This is a genomic window from Paraburkholderia sp. J63 (assembly GCF_905220245.1).
GTDB lineage: Bacteria > Pseudomonadota > Gammaproteobacteria > Burkholderiales > Burkholderiaceae > Paraburkholderia.
The window spans coordinates 1-22,473 of sequence record NZ_CAJMZF010000019.1; the positions used below are offsets into that span (position 1 = coordinate 1).

Consider the following 22,473-nt stretch of genomic DNA (forward strand, 5'->3'; position numbering starts at 1 on the left):
ATACATGATGGAGGATAGCGGCATCGCATTGCTGCTCACGCAGACGGCGTTGCGCGACCAGCTACCGGTGCCGGCACAACTACAAGTGGTCGATCTGGACACGCTGGACCTATCAACCGAACCCTCCACCGCACCGGAAGCAACGATCCACGACGACACGCTCGCCTACGTGATCTACACCTCCGGCTCGACCGGCCGCCCCAAGGGCGTCGCGGTCGCCCACGGCGCGCTGACCATGCACTGCCACGCAATCGGCGAGCGCTACGCATTGACACCGCAGGACCGCTTGCTTCAGTTCGCGTCGATCAGCTTCGACGCCGCGCAGGAGCAGTGGCTGATCCCATTGCTCGCGGGCGCCGCGCTCGTGTTGCGTGGCCGCGAGTTGTGGAGCACTTCGCGCCTTGCCGATGCGCTCAAAACGCAAGGCGTCTCCGTCCTCTATCTTCCGCCCGCTTACGTGGACGAATTCGCGCGCAGCGTCGGCGGCGGCGAGGTGGCGGTCGGCACCTGCATCGTGGGCGGCGAGGCGTGGTCGCGCGCAGGCTTCGAAGCCGTGCGCGAACGCCTGAGCGCGCAGCGCATCTTCAACGCCTACGGCCCGGCGGAGACGGTGATCACGCCCACGGTGTGGGAAGCCGGCGCCGCCAGCCGCGTCACCGGCGCCTATGCACCGGTGGGGCGGCCAGTCGGCGTGCGCCGCGCCTATGTGCTCGACGCCTCGCTGAATCTCGTGCCGCAAGGCGCGACCGGCGAACTGTACCTCGGCGGCGCGGGACTCGCGCGCGGCTATCTGAACCGCGCCGGTCTCACTGCGGAGCGCTTCGTGCCCGACCCCTTCGATGCCAACGGCGGCCGCCTGTACCGCACCGGCGACCTCGTGCGCTGGAATGCACAAGGCGAGCTCGAATACGTGAGCCGCCTCGACCATCAGGTCAAGATTCGGGGCTTTCGCGTGGAGCCCGGTGAAATCGAGGCGTTGCTGCGCGCGCAGCCCTCGGTGCGCGAAGCCGTGGTGACGGCGCAGGCCGCAGCGGGCGGCGCGCGGCTGGTGGCGTATGCGACGCCCCAGACGGGCGCATCGCTCGACGCACCGGCGTTGCGCGAGGCACTCGCTGCGGCGTTGCCCGATTACATGGTGCCCGCCCGCGTCGTGGTCCTGGACGCGTTGCCGTTGAGCCCCAATGGCAAGGTGGACCGCGCGGCGCTGCCGGCTTTGGAGCTTCAGTCGGCCGCGCACGAGCCGCCGCAAGGCGACGACGAGGCCGCGCTCGCGGCGATCTGGCGCGAAGTGCTTGGCGTCGAGCGCGTGGGCCGCAACGACACCTTCTTCGAATTGGGCGGCCACTCGCTGCTCGCGCTCCAGGCGCAACGGCGCATTCAACGGCAGTTGTCCGTCGAGATTCCGTTGCCTGTGTTCTTCTCCCACGCCACGCTGCGCGAGATCGCCGCGTCGTCGCTGTCTTCGAGACATGCTTCGGCGCAGGCGAAAGCGCGCGCGGTCACGGACATGCAGGCGCTGCTCGACGACCTCGTCAATTAATCAAGATTCCTATGCAAATGACCGGATTCAATGACCTACGCTGACGCCACACGAAGACTCCTCGCGCTGGGCTGCGCCTGCCTCGCGGCCGCGCTGAGCGCGTCCTGCTCGTGGACGGGCGGCGATCACACGACCTGGCGCGCGGAAATCCGCCGCAACGAAGCGGGCATTGCGCACATCGTCGCGCAGGACTGGGGCAGCCTCGGTTACGGTTACGGGTATGCGCAGGCCAGCGACGATCTGTGCACCATGGCGCAGGCGTTCGTCACTTATCGCGGCGAGCGGGCTCGCTATTTCGGCGCGAATGGCGCATTGCAGGGCCGCTCGACGCTCGGCCAGCCCAGCAATCTCGACTCGGACTTCTTCTTTCGCCTCGTCGACACCGACGATGTCGTGGCCCGCTACCGCGCCGCGCAGCCGCCGGCGCTGCGCGAACTCGTGCATGGCTTCGCGGCCGGCTACAACCGCTACGCAGGCGAAATCCGCGCCGGGCGCAACCCAGGCGCGCATCTCGCCTGCCGCTCCGCGCCGTGGCTGACGCCCATCACCGAGGCCGATGTGTACCGGCGTCTGTACGCTGCAAACCTCGCGGGCGGCTTCGCGCGCTTCGTCACGGAAATCGCCGAAGCGCATCCTCCTGCCGACACCGCGCCAGCGCAACCGCCGGTCCAACCCTCGGCAGCCGTGGCGCCGCCCGCGTCCGCTGCGGCATGGGCCGACAAGCTCGCGCTCGGCGGCACGGTCGGCATCGGCAGCAATGCGATGGCGTTCGGCGCCGATGGCAGTGCGAGCGGGCAGCCCGTGCTGCTCGGCAATCCGCACTGGTTCTGGTCCGGTCCCGACCGCTTCTACGAAGCGCGGCTCACGCTGCCCGGAAAACTCGACGTGAGCGGCGCGTCGTTTCTCGGCGTGCCGGTCGTGATGATCGGTTTCAACCGCGACGTGGCCTGGACGCATACGGTATCGAGCGCGCGCCGCTTCGGGTTTTTCGAGCTCTCGCTGGTGCCGGGCAACCCCACGGCTTACCGCTACGATGGCCGCGTCGAGCCGATGACGGCCGTGCCGCTCTCGGTCGAGGCGCGCGAGGCCGACGGCACGCTGAAGACCGTGCGGCGCACGCTGTACCGCACGCGCTTCGGCCCCGTCGTCGATCTCGGCGCGATGTCGCCCGCGCTCGCCTGGAGCCACGCGAAAGCGTTCGCCATCGCCGACATCAACGCCAGCAATTTCCGCGTGTTCGAGAACTTCTTCGCGTGGGGGCAGGCGCGCTCGCTCGATCAGTTCGTCGACATCCAGAGGCGATTCGCGGCGATGCCGTGGGTCAACACCATTGCAATCGGGCGCAACGACCCGCGGGTCTGGTACGCGGATCTCGGCGCGGTGCCGAACGTGCCCGATACGCTGGCGAACGCCTGCACGACGCCAGCGGGCCGCGCGTTCGATGCGCGCCTGCCGGGCGTGCCGTTTCTCGACGGCTCGCGCGCGGCCTGCGCCTGGATCGACTCGCCGGGCGCGGCGCAGACCGGCGCGTTTCCCGCGGACGAGATGCCGGTGCTATGGCGGCGCGACTTCGTCGCCAATATGAACAACAGCTATTGGCTCGCCAATCCGGACGCGCCCGCCGCGCGGCACGCAGGCATCTTCGGCGCGTGGGCCACGGGACTATCGTTGCGCGCGCAACTAGGTTTTCTGCTCGCGCGCGCCGGCATCGCCGGCTACGACAATCGTTCGGGCCGGCTCGCGACCCCGGAGACCGTGCAGCGCCTCGCGCTGGGCAGTCAGGTGCTCTCGGCCATGCGCTTCAAGCAACCGCTGCTCGACGCGGTCTGCGCGCAGACGTCGGTAACGCTTGCCGCCACGCCGCCGCGGACGGTCGATATCCGCGAGGCGTGCCATGTCCTGCGCGCGTGGCACGACACGGGCGGCACGAGCGATCGCGGCGCGGTCCTCTGGGACGAGATCTGGGCGCGCCTGGACAAGATCGGCGCGAGCGAGCGCTACCTGGTGCCGTTTAGCGCCGACGATCCGCTCGACACGCCGCGCGGCTTGAACACGAGCGATCCGGCGCTGGCCCAGGCCTTTGGCGCCGCTGTCGCCGCCATGAACGATGCCGGGCGTCCGCTCGATCTCGCGCGCGGCGACGTGCTGAACGTCGAGGCCGATGGCGCGCGCATTCCGCTCTATGGCGGCTGCGAAGCGCCGGGCTATTTCACGTCGGCCTGCGCGGACGGCGAAGTGCCGGGCAAGCCCGTGTCGCGAGCGGCGATGTTCGGCAACACCTACATGCAGGTCGTGACGTTCGGCCCGGACGGCGTGCGCGCCGCGACGATGCTCGCGCCCTCGCAGTCGGACGACCCGGCGTCGCCGGGCTACGCGGACGGCACGCGCCGCTATGCACGCCAGCAATGGACCGATATTGAACTCAACGACGATGCGCACCACGCCGCCGAGCCGCCCCCGACCGTTCTGGAAGGAAGCGACGCCGCGATGCGCACGCTACCTTAGGACGAAGTGCAGAATGCAGTGGATTTCACGACGCCGGTTCCTGCGCGATGCCGTGGCGATGGCGCCCGCATTGGCGCTTGCCCCCGGCGTGCAGGCCGCCTCCGCATGGCTCGCGCAAGGCAGCGCGACGCGTGATGCAACGCGTGATGAAACGCGTGATGAAACGCGAATTGCGATGCGTATCGCGACGCCCGACCGCGCGGGCGCCGAGTCCGTGCTTGCCCTCGGGATCAAGCCGGTCGGGGCACCGTCGGCCGATTTTTATCGCGAGATGGGCGGCACGCCGGATTTGCCAGCGGGCATTCCCAGTGTCGGGCCGCCGGTCGAGCCGAATCTCGAAGTGCTCAAATCGCTCGCGCCCGCGATGATCGTGACCGGCACGATCGCGCAGAGCACGCGCCGCATGCTGGCGCGCGTCGCGCCCGTGCTGAACCTCGACATCTATACCGGCGAGCCCGGCGCCTATGGGCGCGCGGTGGCCGAGTTCCGGCGCCTTGCCGGCGTGGTCGGCCGGTCCGCCGTTGCGCAGTCCTACGTATCGCGGCTCGAAGCGGATATCGCGCGCGCCGCCACGGCGCTGCGCGCGCGCGGCGACCGTCCGGCCTACCTCGTCACGCTCGACGACGGCGGCCGCACCATGACCGTCTATGGCCGCAACAGCATCATGTACGACGTGATGGAGATGATGGGCGTGCCGAACGCGTGGGACGGGCGCACCAACGGCTTCGGCTTCATGCCGGTCGGCGTCGAGAAACTCGTCGCCCATCCCGACGCCGATCTCATCTATGTGAACTACGGCCTCGATACGAGCGCGGCGCTCGGCCGGCTGCGCGCCAGCCCGTTCTGGAACAGCCTGCCGATGGTGCGGGCAGGGCGCGTGCATCCGATCCCGCTGTTCGACGTGTTCGGATCGCTGCCGCTCGCGGGGCCGTTCGCCGCCAATCTTGCCGCGGCCTTGAGCAACGGGGAGGGGCGCCATGGCTAGCCTCGTGGAGGCGGACCGGACCCCGCGCACGGCGGGGCCCGCCATGTTCGCGATGTTGATGCTGCTGGTCGCGCTGCTCGAAACCGCGGCGTGCATGGCCGCGCATCTGAGCGTCGCGCGTTGGGGCGAGGTGCTGCAGGCGCATCCGGCGAGCCTCGATGTCGTGGTGATACGGTATGCGCTGCTGCCGCGTCTCGCGGTCTCGGTGCTGAGCGGCGCGGCGCTCGGCTTGTCGGGATTGATCTTCCAGTACGTGCTGCGCAATCCGGTCGCCGAGCCGACCACGCTCGGCGTCGCGGCGGGGGCGAGCCTCGCGCTGACGTTGGCCTCGCTCTGGTTTCCCGCGTGGCTGCTATTCGGACGCGAGTGGATCGCGCTCGCCGGCGCGCTCGTGGCGGTCGCCATCGTGCTCGCTATTGCATGGCGCCGCGCGCTCTCGCCGCTGACGGTGATTCTGGGCGGCCTCGTCGTCACGCTCTGCTCGGGCGCGTTCGCGTCGATGCTGACGCTGTTCTTCGGCGACAGCCTCGGCTCGCTGTTCATCTGGCAGAGCGGCATGCTCGACCAGAACGACTGGAGCGCCGTGACGTATCTGCTGCCGCGTCTCGCGATCGGCTTCGTCATCGTCGCGCTGATGATCCGCCCGCTCGCCATGCTCGAAATGGGCGACGAGACGGCGCGCAGCCTCGGCTTGCCGGTGCGGGCGATTCGCGCCGTCGCCATGGTGCTCGGCGCGGCGCTGGCCGCCGTGGTGGTCAGCGCGGTCGGCGTGATCGGCTTCATCGGGCTCGCGGGTCCGGCGCTCGCGCGCCTCGCGGGCGCACGCACGCTGCAGTCGCGCCTCGTCTGGGCGCCCGTGATCGCGGCCTGCCTGCTCTGGATCTCGGATCAGACGGTGCAGCTTGCCGGTCTGTTTACCACCGAGATCCCGACCGGCACGGCGACTGCGCTGCTCGGCGGACCGCTGCTCCTGTGGCTGCTGCCGCGGCTCAAGGGCCAGGCGCTCGCGCCGCCGGAGTCCGCGCCGCATGCACCGGCGACGGTCTCGCGCTCGGGGCAGATCGCCGCCGCGCTGCTGCTGCTCGCCGTGAGCCTCTGGCTGGCCTCGGACTTCAATCGCAGCGCCGCCGGCTGGCATTTCGCCGATTGGGAGGCGCTGCGTCCGCTGCTGTCGATCCGGCTGCCGCGCGTGGGCGGCGCGCTTGCGGCAGGCGCGATGCTTGCGGTCGCAGGCGTGCTGATGCAGCGCATGACCGGCAATCCGATGGCGAGCCCCGAAGTGCTGGGGATTTCGTCGGGCGCCTCGCTCGGCCTCGTGGTGCTGCTGTTCATGACCGGCTCGCCCGGCAAGCTCGAGCAGCTAATCTGCGCATTTGCGGGCGCGCTGGCCACCTTGTCGCTGATGTTCGCGCTCGGGCGGCGCAGCGGATTTTCTCCCGAACGGCTCGTGCTGGCCGGCATCGCCGTGACGACCGTATTCAGCGGCCTGGCCGCGCTGCTGGTCTCGGCCGGCGATCCGCGCATGGCGCTGTTGCAGGCCTGGATGTCCGGTTCCACTTACCGGGTCGAGCCGCCCGACGCGTTCGTCGCGCTCGCGGTGGCGGCGCTCGGCTGCGTGGCGCTGCCGCTATTCACGCGCACGCTCGAAATCCTGCCGCTCGGCGATGCCACGGTCCGCTCGCTCGGCTTCAATATCGGCGTGCACCGGCTGTTGCTGCTGATGCTCGCGGCCGTCCTGACCGCCGCATCGACCCTCATCATCGGACCGATATCGTTCATCGGCCTGATGGGGCCGCATCTCGCGCGCATGCTCGGCTTCCGGCGCGCCGTGGCGCAGGCGCTCGGCGGCGCGCTGGTCGGCGCGACCCTGCTCGTGATGGCCGACTGGCTGGGCCGCAACGTGATGTTTCCCGACCAGGTCCCGGCCGGATTGTTCGCGACATTCATTGGCGGTCCGTATTTTCTGTGGCTGATGTACCGCCAGCGGTCGTGAGCGCGCCGTTTCGCGCCTACCCGTTATGGCTTTTACTTCGTGGTCGAACATGAAACCTGACTTTTCCGCTTCCACCATCGCGCTGCCCCAGGCGCCGTGCAACGGCTCGGGCGACACCGTTGCCGACGGCGATGGCATTTTCGTGCTGCGGGACGTATCGTTTGCGATCCAGCAGCGGCAGCTTGTTTCGTCGGTATCCTTAACGTTGCCGGCGCGCCAGGTGGTGGGCCTGATCGGCCACAACGGCTCGGGCAAATCCACCTTGATCAAGATGCTTGCGCGGCAGCAGGCGCCAAGCGGCGGCATCATCGAATTCGAAGGCCAGCCGCTCGATGCCTGGGGCCTGCGGGCCTTCTCGCGCAAGGTCGCCTATCTGCCGCAATATCCGCCCTCGGCGGCCGGCGTGCTCGTCAAGGAGCTGGTCGCCTTCGGCCGCTATCCGTGGCATGGCGCGCTGGGCCGCTCGGGCCCCGAGGACCGGCGCAAGGTGGCCGAAGCGATGGCGCTCACCGACGTCACGCGCTTCGCCGATCGCCTCGTCGATACGCTTTCGGGCGGCGAGCGCCAGCGCGTCTGGCTCGCGATGCTGATCGCCCAGGACGCGGACTATCTGCTGCTCGACGAACCGATTTCCGCGCTCGACGTGGCGCATCAGGTCGAGGTGCTGTCGCTCGTCCGGCGGCTGTCGCACGAGCGGGGGCTCGGTATCGTCGTCGTGCTTCACGACGTCAACATGGCGGCGAGCTATTGCGACGAGATCGTGGCGATGCACGGCGGCAAGATGGTCGCGCAGGGCGCGCCCGCCGATATCATGACCGCGGAGCGCTTGCAGTCCATCTACGGCATACGCATGGGCGTGATCGCGCACCCGGACACGGGCGTCCCCATGAGCTTTGTACGCTGAACGCTTCAGCGCAATCCAGACGAAGGTTTCAAATGGCTAGCGAGAATGTGGAAAAAATGAAGACGGGCTTCGGCAAGGAATTGCTGCGCCTGCTTGGGCCGCTTTGGCCGGTCACGCTGGTTTCGACGGCGGCGGGCGTCGCAGGCGGCCTTTGCACGGCCTGGCTGCTCGCGCTCATCAACGACGGGCTGCATACGGCCAGCCCGCTCACGTGGCAAACGGGCGTGGCGTTCGTGGCGCTATGCGCCGCGACGCTGCTGGGCAATGCGGTATCGGGCATCGGCAATAGCGTCGTGGGGCAGCGCGTGGTGGCGCGGCTGCGCAAGGACATTTCCGCACGCATCGTCTGCGCGCCGATCGCCGAGATCGAGCGCTATCGCGTGCACCGTCTCATGGCGACGCTGAACAGCGACGTCGATACCGTGAGCGCGTTCACGTTCAATTTTCCCGGCTATGCGGTGTCGCTCGCGATCAGCCTCGGCTGCGTGATCTATATGCTGATGCTTTCGCCGATCCTGTTCGCGATCGCGGCGCTGGCCATCGTTGCGGGCGTCGCCATCAATCACTATGCGTCGTTCAAGTGGACGTACCACTATCGCGGCGTGCGCGCCGCGACCGACGATTTGCAAAAGCAATACCGGGCGATTACCGAAGGCGCGAAGGAGCTGCGCATCAACCACGACCGGCGCGCGCTCGTCTACCGCAAGCAGCTCTCGGGCGCGGCCGACGTGATCGCCGAGCTCAAGATACGCGCGATGAGGCTTTTCTATGCGGCCGGCGCGGCGGGATCGACATTGTTCTTTCTGGTGATCGGGCTGATTCTCGCGCTCCAATACCGGTTGGGCGTCGAACCGCGTGTCATCAGCGGCTTCATTATCGTCCTGCTTTATATTCGTGGCCCCATCGAGCAACTGGTCGGCGGACTGCCGGCATGGAGCCAGGCGCGGATCGCGTTCTGGCGCATCGCCGAGCTTTCCGCGCAATTTCAGAATCGCGAGCCGCAACTGCTGACCGAGGGTGCGCCGGCCGCGCCGCTCGAGATCGGCAAGATCGAACTGCGCAACGCCCGCTACGCGTTCCCCGCGGTGGGCGATGCGAAGCCCTTCGTGCTCGGGCCGGTGAATCTGTCGATCGAGGAGGGCGAGACGCTCTTCATCATCGGCGAAAACGGCTGCGGGAAGACCACTCTCGTCAAGCTGCTGCTGGGCTTGTATTCACCGACCGAGGGCGAGTTGCTGCTGGGCGGCCGTGCCGTCGAAGTCGATCGTCTCGATGGCTATCGCCAGCGCTTTTCGGCCGTGTTTTCCGACTACTATCTGTTCGACGATCTCGTCGCGCGCGATCCCGCGCTAATCGAACAGGCGAAGCGATATCTCGATCTCCTCGAAATCAGCCACAAAGTCGAGATCAAGGACGGGGTGTTTTCGACGATCGATCTATCAGCGGGGCAAAGGAAGCGTCTTGCACTGGTGCACGCGCTGCTGGAGCAGCGGCCGATCATGATGTTCGACGAATGGGCCGCCGATCAGGACCCCACGTTCCGGCGCGTCTTCTACACGGAGTTCCTGCCCGAACTGAAGCGGCAGGGCAAAACGCTCATCGTGGTTTCTCACGACGATCGCTATTTTTCCGTCGCCGATCGTGTTATCCGGCTCGAGAGCGGAAAGATCATTCAAAGCGCGAGCGGCTCGTCGTTCGAGTATGAAGATCGCGCACGGCGCACGGGAGGGGTCACGGTTCCGCTTCAGTAAGGCGGGGTCTCTTGACGAAGCTGACGGCGGCGGAGCGTCGGTGGCCGCGACGCAGGCGTCGACCGTGATCCACGGTCTATCAAACGCTCCCGCCGCTGATTGCCTGCCGGACATCGGCGATACGAACCTTTACACCGAGCCGGGGGAATCGCACGCTGCGCCCCTTGGGCGACACTTTGATCGCTTTCAGGTCGCGCGCGGCCGGCTTGCGGTCGAGCGCGGCGAGTTGTGGAAATCGGCTGATCGGGATCTGATACCGTACCCCGAGCGCGAATTCGACGCGCAGCTTGCCCGCTTTCCTGATGTAGCGTGCGCCTGCAATCTGCCAGATGTCGGTCGCTTGCGGCTGCGTGGTCTGCTGGAGAGTCAACTTGTAGCCCATCGCGCCGACGATGCGGGCGATGGTGGCGAAGCCGACATGCCTGTCGGTCAATGCCCGCTCGAAGGCCTTGCGCGTCATTCCCGCGCGGCGCGCGACGTCCTTCACCCCCAATACCCGCGCCACGTTGCCGAGCGCTAGCTGGCACGACGCCGGGTCGCCCGTTTCGAACGACTGTGCGAGATAGCGCCGGATGGCCTCTTTGTCGGTCAAGGAAGGGGCTGCGTCAAACGGTTTTGATTTCGTCATGGCCCGGAAGTGTACCGCTAAATCGAATCAGATCCGGAGTGTGTGCCAACGAGCCGGGCCATGCGTGTGGCCGGTGAGGGCGAAGCCCTCCCTCCGCTAAACCACCTCCGATACCTTGACCTCGAAAATCTCCGCCCACGCGCGCGAATCGACTTGCATGATATTCGCGCTCTTGTGTATGGCCAGTCGCAATGACTTGCTGGTGAGCTTGTCGCCAGCGAGCCTTTCGATATTCGCTTGCTCCATGGCCAGCAGGCCGATGAGCCGCGCCGAGCGATGGGCGACGATTTCGAACTCCGCCTGATTGCGGATGCCAAAACTCGCGGCACCCAGGGCGGGAAACACGCCGGCCAGCCAGCCCAGCCATCGAGGCCCCCCTGTATTCGACCAATGAAGCTCGGCTCCCGCCGCAAGAATGGTCAATGCGAAAAGACCCACGCTCAACAAGCGAAGACTTTTGCTTATCTTTGCGTTGCGATGCACCGTGGCCTCGTTGTACGCAAGCTGATCGCGCAATCTCTGGCCGGCGGCCCAGTCACGGATCTGCAGAAGATAGGCCGCGTCATAGCGTGCGCCCACGATCCCGACTGACCGCCTGACGGCCGCGACGAACCACGGCACCCACCCGCGCATTGGGTGAATCTCGCTATTGAGATTCATGCAACCGCACGGCTCCGAACCGCCGATGGTCGCGAGCAGATCCGCCTCTCGAAACTGTTCCGCGAGGGTTCGGTAATCGAGCCATCGTTCCCGCCAACGGAATTGCGATTCCGCCAGCACGAGCACCAGCACAAGGCCGAGCGCCGCCAGTTCGAAGCAAGTGGCGCAAAGGCCGAGCTCCAGCTTGCCGATAGTCGCGCCTCTGAGAAACTGCGCCGTAAATGCCGCGACGAGCGATATCGACCCCAGAATATAGATCATCACAAATGCGCTTCGATGTACGTTGGCGTAGCGCGTCGCCAGCGCATCGGCCTTCTGGAAGTGAGCGGCGTAGGTCTGGGCAGCTTGACTGGCGGCACTCGCCGGCTGGTTCAGTTCTGGAGTACAGACGGGTGGGGCGTCTGCCAGACACCGCTGCAAGAAGGGAAACACGGCGCCTATCCATGTCAAAGGCATGGACTTCAGATCAGACCAGGACAGGCCACGGCGGTCAGTGCGAGCGCTTTCCGATTCGTCCCACAAATAGGTCGAGACAGCCTTGTGATGATGACGGGTGCTGGTTGGACTCGTGGAACCTGCCCTCCATGCCGGCAGAATAATCAGGCGAATAAGCGCCTCGGTCGTGAAGCTGCGCTCGTCTGCGCCGAGCGGACGGTCAAGCCGCAATTTGACGGCATGAGGCGTGGCGGAATGGATATGAATGACCGGCAAACCCAGTCTCAAAGCTGTTTCCACGATCTCGCCCGTGCCGCCTTCTCCGGCCGCTTCGAGACCATCCCAGACCGCAATGAGCACATCGGAATGCCGCAGCACAAAGTTCCCCGCTTCAAAATAGGCTGCGCCTTCCGCTTCGCGGCTGCCGTCGAGTTCAACTACCTCGTCGATGGCTCGCGCATGTGCCAGCAGGCTGCGGAACTCGTCGACACTGTCGACAAAGTCTTTTTCGTACTCCTGCTGGGCAAACGGCAACGGTGCCGAAAGCAGCCACTGTCGTGCGAGAGCCTGTCGCGCAACTACGCGGTCGGCACCCGTCGCCAGCGGGGAAATGATGCGGAGCACGGGCTTCGCCTCCTGATAAAACCGGTGCAACGTGCGATCGCTGGCAAGCGTGGCCATGGTCGAACCGATTGCATCGAGGATCTTTCCGATCGTCTCGTCGAGAAGCGTCATATCGGCCGAGGGGAGGTTGCGATGTCCAGTGACCCCCACGCGCAGACCGAGCCTTGGCCGGCCCGCCGTTGCCCACGCCTTTGCCATATGCCCGGGGGTGACACTCTCCTTACCTCGCGCAACCGGTTCACACTCCGCCATTTTCATTGCCTCCAATAGACAACGCGATTGCTTTAACACATTTAGTAGACGAAATTTTTTCCTCGTCTGTGCGCTGTGCCATATGTGGGTCTATTGAGCGTCTATTGCGGATCTATTGCGCGTCGATTCTGTCGAGTGAAACGCTGCGTCTGAGGGGTTGTTAACCGCCAATGACCGCGACTGTGCGTTAGCGCACATACTGAAAAAACAGCTTACCGAAAATAATGAACAGTATCGCGTCTGTAAGTTTTCCTGTGGACGCGCGCCAGCACCAAGCTTCAGCTCGAGAAGAAATCCGATGTCCCGGCAGCAGGCCTGGTTCTAATGCCAGGCAAGATTGGAGTGGTCGTACGGAGTTCTCCTCATGGGCTACGACGCATTCATCAGTTTCTCTTCCAAGGACGGCATTGCGGCAGACAAGCTCAGGCATGGGCTCGAGTTGCGCGGCCTGTCCTGCTGGATCTCGTCGCGTGACGTGGCGCCCGGTGCCGACTTCGCCGACTCCATCGTCAAGGCGCTCGAGACTTCGAGCGTGATGGTGCTGGTGTTTTCAGCGAATGCCAATAACTCCGACGAAGTCAAAAAAGAACTCGTGCTCGCGGGCGAATACAAAATGCCCGTGCTGCCTGTACGTATTGAAAACGTCTTGCCATCCGGGGCTTTTCGTTATCAACTGACCATTCGGCAATACCTCGATCTGTTCGAGGATTGGGACACGAATCTCGCGAAGCTGGCGGAACAGGTCAAGCGCATGGTCGAAAGCCGTGTCGCGTTCATGGGCAACGCGCCTGCCGATCCCGGGCAGCCGGCGGCCGGCGCGGCGGATACGAACGGACAGCAGGTGCCGCAGCCAGCAGCGCGTTCCCCGGCTGCGGGTGCGCGCTCCGAAACCGCCCAGGTGCGTCGTCCGTCGCGCGTCGTTCCTGTTGCTGCGGGGGCGTGCGTCGCGCTGGTCATCGCCGGATTCGCCGCGACACGGTGGGCCGGGCACTCCGAATCTACGCCCGCTGCCGTCGTTTCGCCAACGCCGGCAAACGCAACCCAGCCGCTCGTCAGCAACCCGCCGCCAGCGCCGCCTGCGGGCACCACGGTCCCGATGGCGCCTCCAGCGCCCGCACCGGGTCCCCAGGTTGCGAACCGCGCGAGCACCAGCACCGCGAACACCACCGCGAACACCAATACGCAGGCCAGCACGCCGATCCCTCCGCCCTCGGGCGGCAACGCAGTCCAGACGGCGAAACCGGATCTCGACGGTCACGTCGATCAGGTGCTCGACTCCAGTGCGCTGATCGTCTCCGGAAAAATCGTCAATCTGTTCGCGATTCGCGGCAACGACGGACGACCCGCGCAGGCCATGCAGCGCTATTTGAAGAGCCAGGGCGGCCACGTCGAATGTTTCGCGAAAGACACGCACTACCAGTGTCTGGCAAACGGCGAAGACATCGCTGAGCATGCCGTGCGCAATGGCTGGGCACGGACGCGCGCCGGCGCGCCAGCCGACTATATCGCCGCCGAACAGGAAGCAAGGCGAGCGCACGCCGGGGTATGGGCAATGTAGCCGTTTCGGTAATTGCGTCTCGTAAAAGAGGAGAACGTAATGAATAACTGGCTCTTGGCAATCGCCTGCGCGGCTGTGTCCGGCGCCGTGCTAACAGGCTGCGCGGACAGCAATGGCTACGGCGGAGTGGACAAGACGACCGGAGGCGCATTGATCGGCGCGGGCGCCGGCGCCACCCTCGGCGGGCTGTTCAGTCACGGCAACGCCGGGGCGATCGTCGCCGGCGGGCTCGCGGGCGGTCTGGTCGGCGGCGTGATCGGTCACGAACTGGACGAGCGCGACCGCGAGGCACGCGCAGCCGCGTTGCAGCAGGCGTTGCAGACCTCACAGGACAACCGCCCGCGGCAGTGGCACAACCCCAAGACCGGTAACTCCGGGACGATCAAGCCGCTGAACGGCTATGCGAAATCGGCAAGCACGCAGACGTGCCGGCAATTCACCGAGACCTATACGAAGGAAGGCAAAACCTACGAGCAGACGTCGCGCGCGTGCCGCGATGCGAACGGCGAATGGAAGCTTGCGAATCAGTAGCGCGTGCGTGAAGAAAATCGCCGGATCGCGGCAAGTCGCGGCCGCTTGCGACACCCGCAGGCGCAGTCTGGTTTGAGCGGTCCACTGGAGTGCGCAATGGACAATCTTCAGGATCTGCGCGTCAACCCGACGCCCGATCTGAAGTATCTGCTCGGGTTCATCATCGCGATCGGCCCGGTATCGGTGGACATGTATCTGCCCGCCGCTTCCGCGATTGCGCAGGAGTTCGGCCGCTCGACGCCGCAACTCACACTGGCTGCCTACTTCGCGGGGTTCGCCGTCGGCCAGTTGACGCAGGGGCTGATTTCGGACCGCTTCGGACGGCGCGCGCCGCTTGCCGCCGGCCTGACGATCTACACGCTCGCGTCGATCTGCTGCGCGCTCGCACAGGGCACAGCGAGCTTCTGCGCGTTCCGTGCGGTCGCGGCATTCGGCGCCGCCGCCTCGATCGTAGTGCCGCGGGCGATGGTCCGCGATATCGCCGATGGCGCGAAGGCCGCCGCCCTGATGTCCGGCGTCATGCAGGTCATGTCGGTCGCGCCAGTCGTCGCGCCGGTGCTTGGCAGCTTCGTGCTGGAGGTCGCCAGCTGGCGGATGATTTTTGGCGTCGCGGCGCTGTACGGCGCGCTCAGCCTCGTGCTGCTGTTCTATTTCCTGCCGGAGACCTTGCCGCGCGAGCGGCGTCTGTCGATCGACGTCGTGGCGTCGTTGCGTCTCTTTGGCGGTGTACTGGGGGAACGGCAGTTTCTCTCGAACGCCGTGGTCGGCACCTGCGGGATGGGTGCGTTGTTCGCGTTCCTCGCGGGATCGCCCACCGTGTTCATGACGCAGTACGGCTATACGCCGACTGCCTACGGCATGATTCTCGCGCTGATCGGCGCCGCAACGGTCGGCTTCTTTCGTCTCAATACCTGGCTCGTGCAGCGTTGCGGCGCGCCTCGGGTGATCAGCTTCGGTGTCGTGCTTTGGCTGATTGCGAGCGGCGCTCTGCTGGGGTACGGACTCGGGCCTGCGCCGCATGCCTGGCCGGTGTTCATCGCACTGCTGGTTTTCACGCTCGGTTACTGCTTCATCCCGTCGAACACGCAGGTCGGTGCGCTGTCGCGGCACTCCGCTCACGCGGCCAGTGCGACCGCGCTCATGAGCACCATGCAGTACTCGGGCGGAGCGGTAACCGGCGCGCTCGTGGGCAAGCTCGCTGACGGCACGGCCAGGCCGATGGCCGCGGTGATGCTCGGTTGCGCGATCGTGGCCGCTATCGCGGCCCGTCTCCGGCCACGCATCGCCGCACAACACGTCTGACCGGGCGGGGCCGCTCTAACGCTATCGGCACGATACAAGGGGAATATGATGATGCGCCGCGTGCTGGTACTCTCGACTCTGCTATGCCCACTGCTGGCAGCCTGTTCGCTCGAGCCGATCATCAACCACCAGGTGATCGATTATTTCGAAGCCAACGACATTGCGTCGAATCAGGTGATCCTGCAGAACATCCTGCGCGCCAAGGACGGCGCGCCACTGCACTTCAGCGAACTCGCGAGCATACGCGGGTCGCTCTCGAGCGGCGCCTCGGCGTCGGCGACTTTTCCATTCATGAGCCCCGATCACGCCACGACCTTGCCGCGCAAGCTCGGCACGGTCGGCGTGACGATTGCGAGCTCGCCGAGCTTCGACATCGACAGTCTCGATACACAGGATTTCACTAACGGCGTGATGCGGCCCATCACGCCCGAGACCGCGCAGTTCTTTCTGAACGAAGGCATCGACTACCGGATGGTGCTGCTGTTGCTGGTGTCCGGCGTGCGCTCGGCCGGCAGCCCCGAAATGCTGCTGAATGCGCCGAACAGTTCGCGAATCGTCTGCTATCACACGCCGCCGGGCAAGAACAGCGTGCCGACCGACTATTCGATCCTCGAAGCGGACGAGCCGTGCGCCGGCAAGTCGGAGCCCGAGTTCTACGCTTTTTTACGGACCATCAATAATCTGGGGCGGCTCTATCCCCTTAGCGTGACGAAATCGCCGAAGCCGGTTGGCAATGCTTTCGATCTCGACATGAGAAAGGACATGACGGAAGTCGCCAAGATCGATCCCGGCCACTATCGGCTCGCGCACCTCAAGTCGGGGAAATACCAGCTAATGAGCGAGGTGCAGGGTAGCAACGTGGTGCTGTGCCGCGAGACGGCGAGCGGACCCGCGATCGCGGGCGTGCTCGATAGCGAACGCGACGAATCCACGCCGGTGCCTGGCGACGCCTGTTCGCGCAAGCGCGGCGGCGGCGCCGATCAACGTGCGTATGACGATCAGACGGGCGTCACCCGGCAGACGGTTGTCGGCGAAGCTGACGGCACCGTCGTGTTCAAGCTGCGCTCGACGCTCGAAGTGATCGAGTACGTCGGGCAGATCCTCGCGCTGCAACAGGACGAAACGCAAGAGAATCCGCAACTGCCGGAGCGCTGCGTGACACTCGAATACGAGGACTATAAGGACGGAAAAAAGGCGACCTGCAATTACGGCGTGCTGTTCCATCTGCAACGGAATTCCGCCGTGTCGAGTTCGCCGCTGACCACGGTTTCCTATAACGGCGTGAGCTGGTCGCTGCCCGCGCCGAAAGTCTGCAGGTCGCCAACGCTCTGCGACCACACCCTCGAAACCATCTCGGTGATTTCGCTGCTGCTCAACCAGAACAAATCGTCGAAGGACATCGCCAAAACGCAAGCCGTGCAGGTGGTTCCATGACGGCGCCCGGCAAGGACGATGCCGCCGCGTCTACGCCGGGTAGGGCGGAGTGGCTCGAACGCATTCAGCGCGCCAATGGCAACGAAGGCAACTACCTTGCCGCGTACGATCTATCCGTGAAAGCGCTCGCGGCATGGCCTGATGCCATGGTCTTCGAACATCAGGCGATTCTTGCCCTCGCGCGGGCAGGCGCGCTGAACCGTGCGCTCGAGCGATACCGCAGACTCGACGAAGCGGGGCGGTTCGCCACGTTGACGGATCTCGATCTGTCGGCCGAATTCGCGGGGCTGTTTGGCCGGCTGCTGAAGGATTGTGCGAGCGGCAGTTCCATCGAAGACGCGAAAAAACACCGGCTCGAATCGGCGATCGCCTATGCGAGCGCATTCGAACGGCTTGGTAAGTACTACCTGGCGATCAATGCGGCGTCGATGTATCTATCATGCGGCAAGTCCGGCAAGGCACGCCATTACGCACAGGTCGCGCTTGAACTGGCTGCCGCGCAACAAGAACAGGATTACTGGTCGCATGTCACGCAGGCGGAGGCATGGCTGATCCTCGGGCAAGCCGGGGCGGCGATCGACATGCTGAAGGCGGCGGCCAGCGACCGGCTTGCGAGTCTCGCCATTAACGGCACCGAAAATCTCGACGCGGTGGCGACGACCCGCCGTCAACTGACATGGGTTGCCAGCCTCGTGCATGCGCCCGCGGACATCGTCGATCATCTGCCAAAGCCGCGCGTGCTCAACTGGATCTCGCGTCCCGATCTGCTTCTGTCGCACAACCCGTTTTCCTTCGCACCGGGACAGACAGTCATCGCGTTCGGTCCGTTGATGTCCGCTGCCGATCTGCTGATCGCGGACGCACTGCTCGAAGTCGGCGCCAATGTTCATCTGGTGCTGCCATGCGAGCCCGATTCGCTCGCCTCGCGAGTTTTTCCGGATCAGCCGGAATTAATCGAGAAGCTGGCCCGCGTGCTCGGCAGCGAACGCGTCCGCGTGACGCTCGTCACGAAAGAAGGTTCGCCCGACGAGCCCGCGAGCACGCTGCTGTGCCAGCAGCAGGCGCGCGGCCTCGCGTTGCTGCGGGGCCGTAGTCTCGTGGTCGACCCGGAGCTCGTCGTGCCCGGTGACGGCACCCTTGCATACGGCGCGATTCCCTCGGGAAACGGCGACATTGCCGACAGCGCGCCGCGGGTGGGCGCGCGATCGAACGGCGTGCGCAAACCGCATGCGATCGTGTTCGGCGACGTGCGCGGCTTCAGCATGTTGAACGAAACCGGGCAACTGACGTTTCTCGAGCACGTGATCGGCGGATTCGCCGACGCGCTGCACGCGTGCGAGGGCGTCGAATATGCCGAAACCGCGGGGGACGGTTTGTTTATCGTGCTGTCCGACGTGATAGCCGCGATCGACTGCTGTTTCAGGCTCCAGAAGGTACTAAGGCCGGAGAGGACGGCACGGCTCGGCTTGCCCGCCCATCTCGGCATCCGGCTGAGCGCGCATGTCGGGCCGCTTTACCGGCGTTACGACAAGGTGATTCATCGATACAAGTTCGTCGGGATGGAGGTCGTGCGCACGGCCCGCATCGAACCGGTGACGCCCGTCGGGGAAATCTTCGTGACCGAGCAGTTTGCGGCGGCGCTGGCCTTCACGACACGGGATGCCTATGTCTGCGAGTACGCGGGACTGCAGCCGATGGCCAAGAATTTCGGCGAATGCCGGATGTATTCGTTGCGGCGGGCGAGGCGGCATTTTCCGGCGTGAAGGGGCGCCTATTTATCGTCGTGCCGGCGTTCCTGCAATGGCAGGGCTTCGTTTTCCGATGCGTCCATCAGCGACCAGAATCGGCCTTCCACCAGGTCGCGGGTGGCCGGCTTCAACCCCGCCGGCTTGAGATTTCCGCCGCTCCATACGAGCGGCAGATTCTGGTTGATGAATGCCAGCAGGCGGCTTTTGTCGCGGAAGAACTGCCACTGCTGCAGCGCTCCCGCCTGGGGTCGGGCCACGATCCGGTCTGGATTTTCGGCAAAGCCCGCGCCGGACCACTTCGCACCTGCCGCTCCGAAGATACCGACCGGGCTGTCCAGATAGTGCAAGTCGTACAGTTCCAGCGGCCCCTGCGAAGGCGTTAGAAGGAGCCACTTGCCGTCGTCCGAGACTTTGCACGCGATAATTCCTGTTCCTTTCGGCTTCAGGCTTCCTTCGGTCACCCCCTTGATTTCCGACCTGACGACCCAGGCAACTCCTTCTGGAGTCCTTGTGACTTGCGTCGTTTCAGGACTGCCGCCGGCACACGCAGTTTCAGCACGCGCCGGTGACGGAACCCCTGGAGGATCTGCCGGCAGTTCACGCGACAATGCTGGCGCCGGGTACCAGAGGGAAACTTTTCCGTTCGTCGTGCCGGCTGCAATGCGGTCCTGGTTGTCGAAAGCAACGCTGATGAACGGTCCATCATCGGGGTTTCCCCGCAGCACCAGCGGCGCTTCGCGTCCTCCAGGCGCGTAATCCGGCGAGTCGAGCTTCCATACGTAAATGCGCGACTGGTCCTGAATGGTTGCCGCGACCAATTTTCCGTCCGGGCTGATGGCCCCGCGGAAAATGGGGAGTTTGCTCCCTGTTTCGAGCGTGGTGATGTTCCGGGAAGTCACGCTCCAGATATCGACGTAGTCTGCCTGATCGTAGGTTCCAATCAGCCGGTCTGGATTGCCCGGGTCGAACATGAGCCATTTGACAGCGTGTGCCTGAAGACCGGAATCCTGGTCCTGGGCTCGATTTCCGCCCGTATCGGGCTTGAGCTGCCGAGGATCGACCAGCTCTTTGGCGAGCGGCCAGTCACGTCCATTGTCTTTGACTTCAAAAATCTGAATCGGGCCATCGTTCGCGGCAATCGCGACGAACTTCCCGGCTCCGCTGATTGCCGCGGCGGGAAAAAGGCTGGACGCCGGGGCAATATCGGCAAATACATAGGCCGGCTTACGGGTGAGGTTGAGCGCGCCGCCGTGATACGGTCGCGACAACGCCCACATTGCCCACCGGGTTCCGTTGCCGCCCGTCAGCATGAGATCCCGGTCGGGCGCAAACACGCCGAAGCGCGGCCTGGCGCCATCGACCTTGATGTCCTCCGTCCGGGTCCATTGCTTTGAAGCGGACGAGCTGACCAGGCTGATGCCGTTGGCGCTCACTGTCGGCCCCGATACGATTGCATCGCCGTTCTTGTTGATACTCAACTGAAAAGCGCTCAACTGGCCGGCCGACAGCAGCAGGTTCGACCGGGTCATCCGGCTGGCGCCGGTACCCCAAACCGGGTCGACGTTCCACACCCAGGGATCTCCGCCTGCGGACCATGAGACGGTGACGAGCTCGTCATTCTTCGAGCCCCCGGCGGGTTTAAAAAAGACGCCGATCATTCCGCTTTGGGCTGAGAGGACAGCACGCTCCTGCATATGCTGGAGAGCGTCATAGGCGAGCACCATGTTTTCCGGCTTGAGGGGCAGCCAGTCCACGGAGTTTTCGCGCTCGAACCCCGCCACGAGATTCGCGAGCGGCGGCCACATCAGGATTTTTTGAAGGGGAGGCCACGTTACGGGATTCTTGACCTGGTCACGAGACAAGGCATTCTCCGCGAGAAGGGCGGCCTGATCCGCGCTATCCCGCTTCAGTAGATTCAGCCCGGCAGAGGCAATCTGGTCGGCTTGCATCCCTCCAAGGTTTTCCCGGTCGTTGTGCACACGGTTGACATAGATCCCTGCCGCCAGTATCACCGCCGCGCAGACGGCGGCTGCGCTGCCCATCACCGTTTTGCGCCGACGCGAACGTCTCTGGACGGCCTCAGCCTGTCTGCGCGCGAGTTCCGCACGGCTGCGCGAAAGCAGATCCGCTGCGGCGTCGAGGCGGTTTTCGCCGCCACGGGCATACCGGCTGGCCCAGAAGCTGTTTGGTTGCCGTTGCTGCCACCATGTCTCGAACTCGCGAAGCAACGGCGGTGGAAGGGCATCGAGATCGGCAAGCGTGACCAGCCTGTTGTATTTTTCCGCGTCGTCGCGTTCCTGGCGGACCCAACTGGCCGGGTCGTCGCCGCCCAGACGCTCCCACCGGCGGATGAGCGCCTCGTGCCCGATGTCGACTACCGCGTTTGCACTGAGCGTGTCCTCGGTAGGCGCGCGCAAAAAGCTGCACATCGGATCGGCAAAATGCGCGACGACCTTGCGCACCGCGGCCTCGATTTCCGAAACTTCGTCAGCGGGGGCATCGTCCCGGGCAATCACCTTGACGAGATCGCCAATGGTCTGCGGCCTGCGGATAATGCGCCCCTGGCTCTCGATTTCCGTGAGGGACTGAAAAATCCGCTTCGCGATATGCTGAAGGTCCTGGCCGCCCGGCGCTTCGCCAGGCTGTGCGAGACTGGCCAGCAACTCGTCACCATGCTGGGTCAAGGCTCCTTCGATGCCGCCGATCTCGTTGTAACGCTCCAGCGTAAACGCCGGCGGCGAAGAGCGGTCATGGTCCTGAGCGCGTTGGCAGCAGCGCATCATGGCATGTTGCAAGACCGGAAGCTGATCCGGGTCCTCGTTCGTATCGTTGAGCACCCGCTGAACGAGGGCGGGTTCAATCGTGGCCTCGGCACGCTCCACCGGTCCACGGATCGCGAGCGCGCGTTGATCGCGGGTCAGCGCGGGCACCAGGTATTGCGTCTTCGTTACCGCTTCCGAAAGACCCTGGAAGCGGGCGCAGTCTCCAATGAAGTCGGAGCGCATCGTCAGCACGATGGCGCCGGAGAACTGATCGTCCGCCGCCGCAGCCAGCAGGAGTTGCACGAAGAAGGTGGCTTCGTCGCGCAGCTCCGACGCGCGCGTTGGATTGATGTTGTGGCGAGTCCGCAGGTTCGCATAGCGGAAGATTTCCTCGAACTGATCGATCACGATCAACAGCCGCGTGCGGTTGCGGACGTACGTGCTGGCGAGCACCTCGCCGATACCGAAGCTCGAGCTGCGCAGCATGATCTCGATGCGGTCCGCCTTGGACTCCGCCAGCGCATCGGACGTCGCGGCGCCCGCACCCACGTTGGGCCGCGCCAGTGCTTCCGCGAGGTTGCGCACGGGCGACTCGCCGGGCCGCATGTCAACCCAGTCCCACAACGTTTCGCGGGTTTCGCCCGGTGTCAGCGCGGGCAGCAGGCCGGCGCGGACCAGTGAGGATTTGCCGCTTCCAGAGCTGCCGACGACCGAGACGAGGGCGCCGCTGCGCACGAGATGCAAAAGCGTGGCGATCTGCCGTTCGCGGCCAAAGAAGAAAGCGGCGTCCTCGATCCTGAATGGACGCAAGCCAATGAACGGATGAATGTTGGAGGCGGCCGCATCGGCAAAATTGAGCAT

The 22,473-nt window shown here is 65.1% G+C and carries 14 protein-coding genes; 11 read left to right on the forward strand and 3 right to left on the reverse strand.

The features are described from left to right. The 6 genes from U5775_RS20600 to U5775_RS20625 form a co-directional block, all read left to right on the forward strand. On the forward strand, positions 1-1,540 hold a 1,540-nt coding region (locus tag U5775_RS20600), incomplete at its 5' end, for an amino acid adenylation domain-containing protein (RefSeq protein ID WP_322059943.1). Positions 1,541-1,570: 30 nt separating this feature from the next. After that, complete coding sequence (locus U5775_RS20605; protein WP_322059944.1) at positions 1,571-4,045, forward strand: penicillin acylase family protein; 2,475 nt, start codon at positions 1,571-1,573, stop codon at positions 4,043-4,045. Positions 4,046-4,058: 13 nt separating this feature from the next. Then, complete coding sequence (locus tag U5775_RS20610) at positions 4,059-5,030, forward strand: ABC transporter substrate-binding protein (protein ID WP_322059945.1); 972 nt, start codon at positions 4,059-4,061, stop codon at positions 5,028-5,030. Next, positions 5,023-7,023, forward strand: a complete 2,001-nt coding sequence (gene fhuB / locus U5775_RS20615) for a Fe(3+)-hydroxamate ABC transporter permease FhuB (protein ID WP_322059946.1) — start codon at positions 5,023-5,025, stop codon at positions 7,021-7,023. The genes U5775_RS20610 and fhuB overlap by 8 nt, the downstream gene beginning before the upstream one ends. 49 nt (positions 7,024-7,072) lie before the next feature. Continuing rightward, positions 7,073-7,927 (forward strand): ATP-binding cassette domain-containing protein, encoded by an 855-nt coding sequence (locus U5775_RS20620; protein WP_322059947.1) that lies wholly within the window; start codon positions 7,073-7,075, stop codon positions 7,925-7,927. 32 nt (positions 7,928-7,959) lie between these two features. Continuing rightward, on the forward strand, positions 7,960-9,678 hold the full coding sequence (locus tag U5775_RS20625) for a cyclic peptide export ABC transporter (RefSeq protein WP_322059948.1): 1,719 nt from the start codon (positions 7,960-7,962) through the stop codon (positions 9,676-9,678). Between the two features lie 79 nt (positions 9,679-9,757). Here the strand turns inward: U5775_RS20625 and U5775_RS20630 are convergent, their stop codons facing one another. Both U5775_RS20630 and U5775_RS20635 read right to left on the reverse strand, forming a co-directional pair. Further along, entirely contained in the window at positions 9,758-10,306 is a 549-nt protein-coding gene (locus U5775_RS20630) for an addiction module antidote protein (protein WP_322059949.1), read from the reverse strand. A gap of 96 nt (positions 10,307-10,402) precedes the next feature. Next, a complete protein-coding gene (locus U5775_RS20635; RefSeq protein WP_322059950.1) occupies positions 10,403-12,136 on the reverse strand; it encodes a hypothetical protein in 1,734 nt (577 codons plus the stop codon). 505 nt (positions 12,137-12,641) lie between these two features. Between U5775_RS20635 and U5775_RS20640 the strand changes: the two genes are divergently transcribed. From U5775_RS20640 to U5775_RS20660, 5 genes are all read left to right on the forward strand, one after another. Further along, on the forward strand, positions 12,642-13,835 hold the full coding sequence (locus U5775_RS20640; protein ID WP_322059951.1) for a TIR domain-containing protein: 1,194 nt from the start codon (positions 12,642-12,644) through the stop codon (positions 13,833-13,835). A 39-nt stretch (positions 13,836-13,874) separates the two neighbouring features. Further along, positions 13,875-14,366 carry an RT0821/Lpp0805 family surface protein gene (locus U5775_RS20645; protein ID WP_322059952.1) on the forward strand — a complete coding sequence of 164 codons (492 nt, stop codon included), beginning with the start codon at positions 13,875-13,877 and terminating at the stop codon, positions 14,364-14,366. Between the two features lie 96 nt (positions 14,367-14,462). Then, positions 14,463-15,668: a multidrug effflux MFS transporter gene (locus U5775_RS20650; RefSeq protein ID WP_322059953.1), complete on the forward strand. Its 1,206-nt coding sequence runs from the start codon at positions 14,463-14,465 to the stop codon at positions 15,666-15,668. A 45-nt stretch (positions 15,669-15,713) separates the two neighbouring features. After that, positions 15,714-17,102, forward strand: a complete 1,389-nt coding sequence (locus U5775_RS20655; RefSeq protein WP_322059954.1) for a hypothetical protein — start codon at positions 15,714-15,716, stop codon at positions 17,100-17,102. Next, positions 17,099-18,865: a tetratricopeptide repeat-containing protein gene (locus U5775_RS20660; RefSeq protein ID WP_322059955.1), complete on the forward strand. Its 1,767-nt coding sequence runs from the start codon at positions 17,099-17,101 to the stop codon at positions 18,863-18,865. The genes U5775_RS20655 and U5775_RS20660 overlap by 4 nt, the downstream gene beginning before the upstream one ends. An 8-nt stretch (positions 18,866-18,873) precedes the next feature. Here U5775_RS20660 and U5775_RS20665 read toward each other — a convergent pair whose 3' ends face one another. Next, on the reverse strand, positions 18,874-22,473 hold the full coding sequence (locus tag U5775_RS20665; RefSeq protein ID WP_322059956.1) for a WD40 repeat domain-containing protein: 3,600 nt from the start codon (positions 22,471-22,473) through the stop codon (positions 18,874-18,876).

Bases quoted from the DNA above. Each gene is read 5' to 3' on its own strand.
- U5775_RS20605 (WP_322059944.1), top strand. From the start codon at position 1,571: ATGACCTACGCTGACGCCACACGAAGACTCCTCGCGCTGGGCTGCGCC.
- U5775_RS20610 (WP_322059945.1), top strand. From the start codon at position 4,059: ATGCAGTGGATTTCACGACGCCGGTTCCTGCGCGATGCCGTGGCGATG.
- U5775_RS20645 (WP_322059952.1), top strand. From the start codon at position 13,875: ATGAATAACTGGCTCTTGGCAATCGCCTGCGCGGCTGTGTCCGGCGCC.
- U5775_RS20630 (WP_322059949.1), bottom strand. From the start codon at position 10,306: ATGACGAAATCAAAACCGTTTGACGCAGCCCCTTCCTTGACCGACAAA.
- U5775_RS20620 (WP_322059947.1), top strand. From the start codon at position 7,073: ATGAAACCTGACTTTTCCGCTTCCACCATCGCGCTGCCCCAGGCGCCG.
- U5775_RS20655 (WP_322059954.1), top strand. From the start codon at position 15,714: ATGATGATGCGCCGCGTGCTGGTACTCTCGACTCTGCTATGCCCACTG.
- U5775_RS20640 (WP_322059951.1), top strand. From the start codon at position 12,642: ATGGGCTACGACGCATTCATCAGTTTCTCTTCCAAGGACGGCATTGCG.
- fhuB (WP_322059946.1), top strand. From the start codon at position 5,023: ATGGCTAGCCTCGTGGAGGCGGACCGGACCCCGCGCACGGCGGGGCCC.
- U5775_RS20660 (WP_322059955.1), top strand. From the start codon at position 17,099: ATGACGGCGCCCGGCAAGGACGATGCCGCCGCGTCTACGCCGGGTAGG.
- U5775_RS20635 (WP_322059950.1), bottom strand. From the start codon at position 12,136: ATGACGCTTCTCGACGAGACGATCGGAAAGATCCTCGATGCAATCGGT.
- U5775_RS20650 (WP_322059953.1), top strand. From the start codon at position 14,463: ATGGACAATCTTCAGGATCTGCGCGTCAACCCGACGCCCGATCTGAAG.
- U5775_RS20625 (WP_322059948.1), top strand. From the start codon at position 7,960: ATGGCTAGCGAGAATGTGGAAAAAATGAAGACGGGCTTCGGCAAGGAA.
- U5775_RS20665 (WP_322059956.1), bottom strand. From the start codon at position 22,473: ATGCTCAATTTTGCCGATGCGGCCGCCTCCAACATTCATCCGTTCATT.